Here is a 12,924-nt window from a genome sequence, read left to right as displayed (position 1 = left end):
ATATCTATTATTTATCTTCTAAAACAGTTACATAAAAAACCTCGTAAGGCTTTAGTGTTGGGTTAGCTGTTACTTTTATGCCTTTTAAAAGGTCTTTGCAAACAGTTTTTTTTGCATCTTTTAATTTTATTTTTAAAGTTGCGTCTGTTTTACCTAGGTTAACTACAGATAAAATATGGTTACCTTCTTTATTCTTTATAACCTTCCAAGCACAGGTTTTAACCCCTAATTTATTTGTTTCTGTTACTGTTACTTCCGGCAATTTATTGTTAGTTGCTAAATGCTTCATTGCTTTAGTATTTAGCTCTTGCAAAGAATTACAAACAACCAAAACACCTTTGCTTTGTGTAAGCTTAGGAAGAGCATTTCCATATTCATCTTTTTTAAGACTAACTGCGTCTGTAAAAATTGTTCCTCCATTATCTAAGTAATTTTGTAATACCTTTTGTTCTTCTGATGTGATAAATTGAGTTTTATAAATTAAAACAGCTTCCCAGTTTTTTTGTTTTTGTTTGTTAAGAATATCCTGAGTTGCAAAACCAAGAGACACCCCATTAAAATGAAGAGATTCGTATAATTTAAAAACATCATCCATATGTTTTGTTTTATTTATGGCAGATGTTTTAGAATAAAAAATACGTAACGGCTTTTGCATACGTTGCATAGCCATTATATGTTCTGAAAAAGTATTTAAATCTATTAAAGTTGTAGCTACCTCATTAGTTACTCTAGGTTGCTGATTGTTACTACCTGCGTAACCTTTATCATTTATTGCTTTTTGTGATATGGCTCCATTTGCTTCCCTAGGCCAGTACCATATTTGGCTTGCCGTCATGCCATAGGTATGTGCCAACCAAAAAGCTGCTCTTACATACTTAGGATCTTGGTATAAATCTCTAGATTTTGTTGTAGATAAATAATGTAACTCAGAATTAAAATTTAGTTTAGACGGACTCACAGATTTCATAAAATCGAACCCCATACAAAGCTCTCTCCAATTAAGCGCATAATGGTGCTCCCATTCCTCTTTTGGTCCCCACATATGGTTATTTTCTGCACCAGAATCGTTACCAATAATTCCGCTTAAATCTGTTAAAGCCTCTAAATCTATACCGTGTACTCTTTTATTATCTGTCCATAAATTTGGCATAATTTTTAAATGAACTTTTGCTGCTGCATCATACTTTAAAATTTCTTCTTTTAAAAAAGTATACCATTCTGTAACCCTATGCATATTAAACAAAGACCAATCATACCATATAGGTGTACCTCTTAAACTTGTGTCTATTGGTATTTGTATTTCTACGCTATTAAAGTTTTTAAAATTAGTGTGCCATAAGCTGTTTAATGCTTTTATAGATTTATGTTTCCTTTTTAGCCATACTTTAAATTTATCTATTGTAAAATTAGAAACAGGACCAGAAGCCCAAGCTAGTTTTTCACCTGTTTTTTGTGTGAAAAAATGAGGTTCATTACACAACATATACCCCAAAGCAGTATAATTTTTACCTGCCATAGTAGGCACTAACCCTTTTATTAATTTTTTTTGTACATCAATGGCTCCTGGGTTATCTATATCATAAGCGGTATAGGTATTGGTACGCATAATAAAATTATCTCCGTACTTCTTTTTTGCCCATTTAGGCATTGTTTTGTGGTTAAAAAATATAAAACCTGCATTACCTGTTGGCTTAGTACTTAGTTCTTGTTTTTTAGAGGCATTTATAGTGCCATCTTCTTTAACAACATAAGACGGAGTTATAAAAAAACCATCTTGGTTTCCGTGGTATTCATTTAGTTCTGCTGTATTAGGTTTCCAAGTATAGTCCGCTAAAAAAACAGGTTTATTATTATACAATAACTCATCATTATTTACTGTTATTTTAGACCAATCTATTTTAGGGCTTGGAGCTCTAAACACCTCCTTATTTATAAGTAGCTTTAAGTAGCCTGTAGCCTCATCTAACATTTTTATAACGTCTTCACGCTCAAAATCTGGCAATTTATTAGCCATTTCTTCTGCATCTTTTTCATAAATTTTTACAAGTAAAAATGCATCTTTATTAGCCTTAACATTCTGCTGATCCCAATTGGCATATTTTAAAAATACTTCTGCTGTTCTAATTGTGGTTTCTTCTTTTAAAACATCTATACCTTGCATTTTTGCTTTTTGCATTAAAGCACTAAGCTCAACCATTTTTGTTTTTGCCAAATCTTCTAAAGATTGGGCTTTTACTGCTGTTACAATAACAAACAAAAACACTACCAATAAGCTTTTTCTATTTTTCATATGTGAACCCCTTATTTTTCTTTACGCTTACTGTTTTTTTTGATGCTTCATCTGCCCTAACACCATTAGTAACTGTACCGTTATACGTATTATTCTTAATTTCTACATTGTTACAATTAATAAGATCAAACATATAAGCGTTTGGGAACAATGGTTTAAATGTTTGAGTTTGTTTAATAGTGTTATTTTTTATAATTAAACCATCTACACGGTCTGCCCAAACAATTCTACTATCAAAAGTTTCTATAGTATTGTTTTCAAACACAATGTTTCTATCATACAAATCTGTTGCACTAAACGCAGCTCCTAACCTAGGAGATACTTTTAAAATTGCGTGCTCTGATCCTGAATATGCACAATCTTTAAAATGATTATTTTTTATAATTACGTCCTCTACATTACCAGACTCAAACCAATAAAATGTTTCGCCACGTAACATAATAGAAGACATCATAGAAGATAGGTTGTTGTTTTCTATTACTATTTTTTTAGGTGTTTTTATAATTATATTTCTTGCCCTATGGTCTTGTATTGTATTGCCACGCATAGTAAAACTTGGGTTCCAAGTTTTGTTTTCTAAAACATCACCAACTTTAAGATCTTTGGCAACATCAGTTTTAAACGTAAGATCTGTATAATAATCATTAATAACCTTTACCCTAGTTACAGTATTGGTTTCTTTTCTAGCAGGACTTGGTGCTTTTATAAACCAAACCTCATCTCCAACACCTGCAAACTCAAAACCATATTGTTGGTTGTGTTTTAATGCTACGCGTACAGTTTTAGAATTTATAATTTTGTCAACTTCTACATAGGTACCGTGTACGTTTGTTCCATCATCATACATACCCTCAAAACGGCAATTTTCTATTAAAATATCACCTTTACAATTGGCAAAATGAGTAGCGTCTGCAACTATAGACATTACACGATCCGATCCTTCTTTTATATAAATACCACTGTTTAGTATTTTTATATTTTCTGACCTTTCAAACAAAAAACCCATACCTAAGGCGTGATGAATTACAACATTATCAAATACAATATCCTTAGAATTACGCACTAAAAATGCTGGTGCATAACGGTTATTTTTTTTATCTCCTTTAGACTGTAAAACACTACCAACTCTTGGAATTTTTTTTAAGTCGTATTGATAAAATCGAAGAATTCCGTTTTCTCTTTTTTCAACAAAATTAGAATTTAATGATACATCCCAAGCTCCATAATCTACAGCTTTGGTTTCTTTATTATGAGGGAGAGAACTCCCTAATGATGAAAAATTAAAATTATTAATTCCGGGAAATACAACCCTTCCTTTTTCTAGTTTCCATGAAAAACCTTTGGTATATGGCTTAAGCTCATACCAATGCTCTTTTTTGTTAAAAGCAACAACATCTCCCTGAAAACTAAAAGGAATATCCCAATCTAGGGTAACATTTTTTATATCTATTTTTTTACACCCTTCAAAAACAAAAGGTGCAGTTTGTCCATTAAAAATAAACTCGGCGCCATTACCATTTATAACAACCGAATTAAAACCATTAAAATTAAAAATGATTTTTTTAAATCCGTTACCATGGTTGGTTACATATAAATATTTACCCAATGCATACTTGGTTAAAAAAGTATAGGTACCTTTTTCAAAAACCAACTCTATATCTTTATCCTTTGCATTTTCTATAGCCTGCCTTACTGCATAAGACATGTCTCCTTCTGCATGTTTAATATGTATAATTTCAGATGCATAACTATGGCTAAATGCTAAAACACATATTAATATTAATTTAGATAATTTACTCATTTTGTTTTGTTAGGTATTTTTAAAGATTAACTCCTGCTCCTTGTAATGATGCATCATGGTTCCACATAATTTTCCAAGGATCTGCTGTTTTTGTCTGAAATTCTTTAAGCTTTTCTTTTAAATTTTCAAGTTTATTTTTAAACTCTTGTTTGTTTGCCAGATTATTAAGTTCGTTAGGATCTTTATCTAAATCATACAACTCAAATTCTGGTCTAAATAAAAAGTCTTGTACTTTTTTAGGTCCAAAATATGGTTGATTAGTTCTGTAAATACTTTGCCATGTAGATGAAGCCCAAAGGTCTGATGCAAAAGGATACTCTAAACGGTAAGCAATATTCCAAATTAGTTTATAATTACCGCTCCTAACCACACGCATTGGGTAGTACATTGTAATTTCATGAAAGGTATGTGATGCGTATATTTCTGTAAAATTTCCTTTTTTTTCTGTACCTACAGTTTCTTTAAAAGATGTACCATGAAACTTATTTTTGTTGTAATCTACTTTAGCCATATCTAAAATAGTTGGTGTAAGGTCTACCCATGAAACCATAGCTTCACTAGTAACGCCTGTGACTTTTACACTAGGGTCTTTTATTATACAAGGCAATTTAATACCAGGTTCATCTACAGATGTTTTTGCTCCTGGAAAAGCCATTCCGTTATCTGAGATATAAATTACTATAGTGTTTTTATCTTTGCCCTCTGCCCTTAGCATTTTCATTAGTTTTCCAAACCCTTGGTCTATTCTAGATACACTCTGGTAATATTGTGCTATTTCTTCTCTAGTCTGTTTCGTGTTGGGCAAAAAGGAAGGCACTAAAACATCGTTTGGATTATAAGTTACTGTGTTTACATCGTTATATCCTTCTTTTTTGTTTCCAAAGCTATTAGGAGTGTCCCATTCCTCTGGTGTAAAAGGGTGTCCACGGTGCGGATCATCTGTACAGAAATACAGAAAAAAAGGTTTATCTGACTTTAGAACACTTTCACATTTATTAGCCATTTCTACCGTATTTCTAGGGTCTGCTTCTAGTACTGTATTAAAATGATATACTTTTTCCGGTGCTACGTGGTACTTCCCTATTCTGGCAGTTTCATAACCTGCCTTGCTTAATAAAACAGGTAAAGATGTAATAGAGTCATACGTACTAAAATGATGGTAATCATGAACGTGACCGTAAGAGCCTGTTGCATGACCAAACTTACCTGATAATATTACAGATCTACTTGCCGCACAGCTGGCACTGGTACAATATGCATTAGTATATTTTGTGCCTTCTGCGGCTAATTTATCTAAATTTGGTGTTTTTATTACAGGGTTTCCATAAGCTCCTAAAGCATCTAAACCATGGTCATCTGCAACAAATAATATTATGTTAGGAGAAGATATTTTAGTAAGACTTGTTTTCTTACCATCAACTACATTTTTAGGCTGCTTATTAGTATTACAGCTTAATAATACTATAGTACAGAAAGCAATTACAGAAATATTTTTAAAAATAGTTTTCATTCACTTATATATTAAAATTTAGGCATAACCTATGGTAAACATAGTTATGCCTATCTTTTTTTTTGTGCTTATAAATAAATAAAATGTATTTGTAAATAATTAAAATACAATTACCATAAGTAAAGCCTATTTTAACTCATTGTTTAATTGTACATCTATAAAACGAAATAAACCAAGTGGCACAGTAACAGTTGTAGTGGCATTATTCACTGCAAAAGTCTCTTTAGTTAAAATATCTAAAATTTTAGTTGGCTTTATAGTATTAAAATGAATTATTGCTTGTTTAGATGATGGATTTAAGTACCCACTGTCTATAAGTGTAAGTCTAAGTTTTTTAGGTGCAATTTGAGCAACAACCCAAGCTACATCTCCTTCTACAGAAATGGGTAATAATTTTGCACTTTGCTTAATAGAACTTTCTATAGTTTTATAATACGTATCTGCGCTATATGTATGTTTACCATCGGCAGAGAAATAAGAGTGCCCATCTGTTATATATTCTTGCAATATATTTTTGTAAAGTGGATGTAAATTATTTTTTAACAAACCTCTTTCTACATTTTTAGCTGCAAACACTCCTTGTTGTGGTGGTGTTATTAAAACCAAACCATTATTGTAAGGTGCTAAAAAATTTAGTCTACGCTCTTTTACACCTGCTGCATACCTAGAAAAATCCCATTCTGTAACAGGAGCGCCTGGCCAAGAGCCGTTCATTCTACTAAAAACAAAAGGGTTGTTTTTTTCAAAATCTTCATTGTATTTAACGGTCCATTTTACATTAGAACCATCATCTAAAAAGTGCTCATCTGGAGATTTCATACTTAAATGTACTGGAGAAAAACTAACTATTTCATTTCTCTTAGGTGTGTACAAAACTCCTTTAGCAATTAACTCCCAATACAAACTAATATACTCCTGATTTACAGGAAAGTTGTTAATGTACTGCGCACCATTAGCTGTATGAAAAATTAACATTCGTAAAAAATGATTAGGTAACTGCTGTGCACCATATTGCCTAGACCTATCAAAAGCAGTATTGTCTGGAACTGCACGTGTTCCCCAGCCATTAACCGCACCACTAGCCCAAATACCGGTTCTACCAGCCAAACTAAGCTCCATAGTTTTATCTGTTGTTTCTTCCATAGACGGCACAAAAACATTTGCATAGGAACCAGACATTAAACCAGACCAAGCATTTAGGTAATTAGATCCCAACCAAAATACATTTTTGGATCTTAAAAAAATGTTAGTGTTTTTATCTTTAGCATAATCTGCTAAAGGGTAAATTAAGTCATTTACAACAAATTCAAAATCTTTAGAATGATCTTCCATTTCTGGATATATAAGAACAGTTTTTTTACCATTTGCGGCATCCAAAACTTTTTTTGTTGTTGCTAAACTAAACATATACGGATCATTACCGTGACCAGCCCAATAAGCCAAACCAGGGGCGTTGTTATACTCTTTAGTTAAAAGATCTACAGATTGCTGCTGCGTTAAAACATATTTTTTTCTGCGATCTCTCTTTTTTCTATATTTTTCATTAGCTAAACCAGACCTATTCCAATTTTCTACTTTTGGTAAATGTTTAGAATTTAAAAAAACTGGACTAGTATAATTTTGTTCAATTTCTTTTTTTAAAGGTGCTACCTCCGGAGTTATTTTTTCGGTCATTAAATAAACAGGCAACTGTTTTTTTCCTGTTTTTAGGCTTTTATATTTATTTAATTGCCCTTTAACTTGATTAGTATTTGCTATAATTGTTTGTATTTTTCCTGGAGGGTTCAGCTCTTTAAAATCTTTTTTCCAAGACTTGTTTTGCGTGTTAATAATGTGAATACTACTTCCACCACTTTGTGAGCTTGCTAATATAATATAACCCGTTTTAGTGTCTTTCCACAAATCATAATACGCATATTTACCAATAATACGCTCTGCTGTTTTTTCATTTAAATTACTATCTAATAATTTAATTTGATTTCTAACACGCGTTAAAAACACTGTTCTATTTTTTTCCTTTATGGTTACTGTATGGGTAACATCATACCCAAAAGGTAATTTTGTATTTTTATGATAAGTAAGTTTTCCGTTTTGTGGATTATACAACAAAATTGCACTATCGTTTGTGTGTGATGATGTCCCTAAAACTACCATTTGTTGTTCTGGAGAAACATTGTCTTCTACAGTAAAATGACCAATTACACGAACTCTTTTGCCTTTTATAGCAATTTTATCTTTTCTGTACGGTTGTTCTTCTAAAGGGTTAAAAAGATACATAGTGCCCGGAACGTTCATATGATTGTTTGTTCCCAAAACAGCTAAAACATCATCTCCGTTTTTTTTAGGAATGGGTCTTATAAAGTTTGCTGTAGAAACATTACTTTCTGGTAAATCTTTTTTAAACTGTGCCCAAGGTTTTTCTATAGAGTAAGTAGATGATTTAATTTCTTTTAGCATTTTTCCGTTTGGCGATAAATAATAAATACTTTTATCAAAACCACCAGCAACTACATATTTTTTAGATCCTTTTTTAACGGTACAAACAGCATACATTGGAACCGTATTTTTATTAAATTTCCAAAGTAATTTACCTTCATTATCTAAACAATAAATGGTACCATCTGCGTTAGCAACTAAAATTTCATCAGTAGTATCATTATTAATGTCACTACACCAAATATCGTGGTTCATAAAACCAGACAATTTGTTTTTCCAAAGTATTTTTCCACTAAAAGAAACACCCATTACAGTGCCTTCAAAACTAGTAGCTACTACGTATGTGTTATTTTTATTTTGTGCTGTACGAACTTTAGTAATAGTATAACCTGTTTCTAAACTAGTAATACCTTTACTTTTTAAATTAACTTTATTTAATTGACCTTGCATTAAAGAAAAACCAAAAACCAATAGCAACAATAAAAGCCTAATTTCTTTTTTCATTTTTATATATTATAAACAGATTAATTACATATAGGATGTATTTTGGTTTTATCGTTACAAAAGATAAGAAGGCTTTTACACCTTCTTATATCTTAACAATTAACTCAAAATAAAAACTAATTTTTGTGAGCACTACGTAACTAAAACTCACAGTGTAAAGAAACCTTAGTTTATATTATGTTGTGTATTTTAACATACATAAAATGTAGCTTGTAGTAAAAAACTCTTTAAAAACGCTTGTTAGTCTGATGTATATTTTTTGTTAATTTCGGCAGCATATTTCCCTGGAGAAATATTATATTTTTCTTTAAATACTTTGGTAAAATGTGTTCTACTCTTAAAACCTGTCATTATATACACCTCGTTAACAGCAAGTCCTTTTTGACTAAGTAGTTCTGCTGCCTTTTTAAGTCTGTATATTTTTAAAAGCTCAAAAGGTGTTTGGTTTGTAAGCACTTTTACTTTTTGGTAAAAATGCGTTCTATTTAAGTACAGTTCTTTAGCAAGGCTATTTAAATCAAATTCTTGATTGTCTAAATTTTCTTCTATTAAACTATATAATTTTTCTAAGAAAGCATTATCGTTTCTATTGTTTTTGTTGTTCTCCTTTGTAAGCGGTATACCAATTTGGTAGCGTTCCCTTAATTGCTTGCGTGTTGTTAATAATGCTTCTGTATTTGTTATTAAGCGCTGTACGTTAAATGGTTTTTTAATGTACGCATCTGCACCATCTCTTATACCTTGTAAATGGTCTTCAATATTACTTAATGCTGTTAGTAATATTACAGGTATATGACTTGTTTTTAAGTCAGATTTTATACGTAAACAAAGATCTAAACCATTCATTTCTGGCATTTGCACATCACTAATTACAATGTCTGGCCACTCATCTTCCATTGCTTCTAAACATTCTTTTCCGTTTCTAAAGGTTTTTACTTTAAAAAACTTAGATAATAATTTAGAAACAAAATTTCTCATCTCTAAATTATCTTCGGCATAAAATATAAGTGCATCAGAAAAATCTCCTGTAGCAACAATTTTAGATGGTGAATTTTCCTGAATTAATTTATTGTTTATAGTTACTTCTTTCTCTTTAGGTAAATCTAAATCTTCTGGAACTTCTTTATCTGTAGGTAAATTATTTTTTACAATTGGCAATCTTACGGTTATTTCGGTACCCTTACCAACTTCACTATCTGCCTTAATAAAACCATAGTGCATTTCTACCAAGCGCTTAGAAAATGCCAAGCCTATACCAGAGCCACTTATGTGCGCATTATCTTCTTTTTGAGACTGATAAAAACGTTCAAAAATATGCTCTAAATCTACACTATCTATACCTCTACCGGTATCTTTTACTGTAACTATTAAATCTTTATCTACACTTTTGTATGATATAGTTATTACATCATTAGAACTAGTATATTTAAATGCATTATTTAGCAGATTGTTAAATATTTTTTCTAATTTATCTTTATCTGCAGCAACAGTAATTCTACAATCTTCTTTTTCTACAACAAGTTTTTTAGAATCGTTTTCTGCTAAAAAATTAAAATCTATTATTAAATCTTTTACAAAAGCATCAAAACTAAATCTAGAATAATTCATTTTAAGCAAATTAGCATCTGCCCTTCTAAAATCTAATACTTGTTCTATTAACTGTTGTATTTTTTTAGATTGACGTGTTATTAAGCTTAATTTTTCATTTACATCTTCATTATGCCTAAATCTCTCTGTTAAGACCTCCAAAGGCCTAGATATTAGTGTTAAAGGTGTTTTTATTTCATGAGAAATATTTGCAAAAAAACGAAGTTTAGCCTCATTAATTTCACTTACATTTTTCTTCTCTATTTTTTCAATCTCAACTTTGTGGTTTAGTGCCTGAATTTTTAAAATTATACGCACTACTAAAAATATAAAACAAACTGCAGCTAATGCGTACAAAAGGTAAGCCCAAATTGTTTTCCAGTAAGGAGGTAAAATTTCTATTTTTAAAGTTCTTGTAGGTGTCCACTCATTTAATGAGTTAGATGCCATTACTTCTAATTTATATTTACCGGGTTGTAAACCATTGTAATAAATTGTTTTTTGATGAGATGGTACATCTATCCACTCTTTATTTATTGGTAAAAGTCTGTATTTTATATTATGATTTTTAGTGTTAGAAAAATGCAAACTAGCAGCCTCTATAGAAAATACGTTTTCATTATGTTTTAATTTTAAAGCTGATAATTCATTAATTGTTTTTTTTAGCAACACCCTGTTATTAATAGTATCTCCAGGAAGTATTTTTTTATTAAAAACTTTAAAATTAGTAAACTGTAGCTTTGGTAAAATTTCTTGATTAGAGATTTGTTCTGGTTTAAAATAACAAAATCCATCTAGTCCAGAAAACAACATATAGCCATTGTCTAGTTTATTACTTGCATACCAAAAATCTTCAAAAGGTAAACCATCAGATTTATTAAAACTTCTAAATTCTTTATTAGCAGTATTAAATTTATTTAACCCTATGTTAGTAGAAATCCATAGGTTATTATTTTTATCAAACTGAAAACTTTTTACAACATTGTTAGATAAGCCTTGCTTTTCTGAATAGGGTATAAATTTTGGCGTATTAGTACTACTATCTACCATATTACAAATACCACCACCTTCTGTACCTATCCAAAACTCATCATTAGGCAACCTAATTATAGATGTAACAAAATTGCTAGATAAAGACAAACTGTCTTTTATATTGTGTGTATATTGTTTTATTTGTGCATCTTTTAAATCTCCTTTAGCGTTATTAATCCTATATAAACCGTCTAAATCTGTTCCTATCCAGACATAATTATACAATGGATCTACGTAAACAGTTCTAGACAAAGCGGGCTTATTATTGGTAAAAAAAGGATTATCAAACAAAGACTCTACTTTTACCAAGTTGCCATCTTTATTTAAATTAATTTTAATAACGTTATCTACAAAAACAATCCAAATATTACCATTTTTATCTTCTGCTATTCTTCTGGGCCTTATAAAATCATTACTAGTATTATCTCCTACATTAATTTTTTTCAGTTGTTTTTCTCCGTTTTTAACTAAAAAAAGTCCTTTTTTATTTATTTGCAGCCAGATATTTTTTCTTGAGTCTACAAAACAACCTGCTACTTTTATTTTAAAATCGTCAGGTAAATTAAATGGTAGTGCCTCAAATTTGTTTGTTTTGGTGTTATAAAGTCCAATACCACCTCTACTTGCTGTAATGTAAACGCGGTTTTCATCTACTTTAGATATAGAAGATGTATTGTTAGACAAAACTCCGTAGGTATCATTCTTTTCTGTGTTGTAACTTTTAAAAGGATTCTCCTCTACATCAAATTTATAAATACCTTCATTAAATGTTGCTACCCAACAGCCAGTACTAGTTGCTGCTGCTATTGCACTTACTCGCATTAAACCTTTATTAAAATAAAAGGTAGAAGTAATGGCATTTTCATTGTTTACAAATTCTGAAGGGTTTTTTATTCTAACAATACCATTTGTTAAAGTTCCTAACCAAATTAAACCTAACCTGTCTTTAGAAATACTATTAAACTGATGGTTTTGAAGTTTTTTATCGCTTGCTGTAAATGAATAACCTTTTTCTTCTTTTTTAAAGTTTATTATAACAACTCCGTTATTTAAAGTTGCCACAATAGAAGTATTATTATATTTTAATAGCGCATTACTAAACCTTATATTATTACTTAAAACTTTTGTAAATTTTGATTTTAAAATGTTATACAACACCATACCTTTACTTGTAGAAAACAAGTAATTATTTTTATCTATAACAACAGCATCATAAAAAATAATACTTTTATCATTAGCTGTCCCCGGTATAAAAAACTGATTTACAAAAGAGTAGTCTTCATTAAAAATTAATAGCCCATTACCTTCTGTTGCACAAAAAACCTTTTTGTGCGTTTTATTTATTAATATTTTACGAATTACAGGACCGTTGTTCCCTTTTTTTAAGTCCTTATTGGTGTATATATTATTAAATTTCTCTTTTTTATAATTGTATATAGATATTCCGTGGTCTGTACCAACCCAAATATTACCTTTAGTATCTTCATTAATGCTTCTAACACGGTTACTAGTTAAAATGTTTTGTTCTAAGGTATTTTTGTATACATTAAACTCATACCCGTTGTACATATTAAGCCCCTCATAAGTACCAAACCATAAAAAACCTCTAGAATCTTCTAGTATTGATGTAACACCGTTATGAGCCACACCTTCTGTAATTGTTAATTTTTGAGAATACTGCAAGGTGTTTTCCTGTGCTTTTACCACACAAAAAAACATAAAAAAGAAAACTGTTAGTATGTATGTTTTTTTTATCATATAATA

The 12,924-nt window shown here is 30.4% G+C and carries 5 protein-coding genes; all 5 read right to left on the bottom strand.

The features are described from left to right. Nucleotides 1-7 precede the first annotated feature (7 nt). The 5 genes from BFJ87_RS14860 to BFJ87_RS14840 all read right to left on the bottom strand — a co-directional run bounded on the left by BFJ87_RS14860 (nt 8) and on the right by BFJ87_RS14840 (nt 12,918). Complete coding sequence (locus tag BFJ87_RS14860) at nt 8-2,290, bottom strand: beta-galactosidase (RefSeq protein WP_077406366.1); 2,283 nt, start codon at nt 2,288-2,290, stop codon at nt 8-10. After that, nucleotides 2,280-4,091, bottom strand: coding sequence for a right-handed parallel beta-helix repeat-containing protein (locus BFJ87_RS14855; protein WP_077406363.1), 1,812 nt, complete (start codon nt 4,089-4,091; stop codon nt 2,280-2,282). The genes BFJ87_RS14860 and BFJ87_RS14855 overlap by 11 nt, the downstream gene beginning before the upstream one ends. 19 nt (nt 4,092-4,110) lie before the next feature. Next, entirely contained in the window at nt 4,111-5,601 is a 1,491-nt protein-coding gene (locus tag BFJ87_RS14850) for a sulfatase family protein (RefSeq protein WP_077406360.1), read from the bottom strand. Nucleotides 5,602-5,727: 126 nt separating this feature from the next. Next, nucleotides 5,728-8,541 (bottom strand): PQQ-binding-like beta-propeller repeat protein, encoded by a 2,814-nt coding sequence (locus BFJ87_RS14845; RefSeq protein ID WP_077406357.1) that lies wholly within the window; start codon nt 8,539-8,541, stop codon nt 5,728-5,730. A 240-nt stretch (nt 8,542-8,781) separates the two neighbouring features. After that, complete coding sequence (locus tag BFJ87_RS14840) at nt 8,782-12,918, bottom strand: hybrid sensor histidine kinase/response regulator transcription factor (RefSeq protein WP_077406354.1); 4,137 nt, start codon at nt 12,916-12,918, stop codon at nt 8,782-8,784. Nucleotides 12,919-12,924 lie beyond the last annotated feature (6 nt).

This window comes from Cellulophaga omnivescoria, assembly GCF_001999725.1.
Lineage (GTDB): Bacteria > Bacteroidota > Bacteroidia > Flavobacteriales > Flavobacteriaceae > Cellulophaga > Cellulophaga omnivescoria.
Note: the sequence above shows the minus strand (reverse complement) of the source record. Positions and strands in the feature narration are given on the sequence as shown.

What these genes read in the sequence shown, in the direction of transcription:
- BFJ87_RS14860 (WP_077406366.1), bottom strand. Translation starts at nt 2,290, where the DNA reads ATGAAAAATAGAAAAAGCTTATTGGTAGTGTTTTTGTTTGTTATTGTA.
- BFJ87_RS14855 (WP_077406363.1), bottom strand. Translation starts at nt 4,091, where the DNA reads ATGAGTAAATTATCTAAATTAATATTAATATGTGTTTTAGCATTTAGC.
- BFJ87_RS14850 (WP_077406360.1), bottom strand. Translation starts at nt 5,601, where the DNA reads ATGAAAACTATTTTTAAAAATATTTCTGTAATTGCTTTCTGTACTATA.
- BFJ87_RS14845 (WP_077406357.1), bottom strand. Translation starts at nt 8,541, where the DNA reads ATGAAAAAAGAAATTAGGCTTTTATTGTTGCTATTGGTTTTTGGTTTT.
- BFJ87_RS14840 (WP_077406354.1), bottom strand. Translation starts at nt 12,918, where the DNA reads ATGATAAAAAAAACATACATACTAACAGTTTTCTTTTTTATGTTTTTT.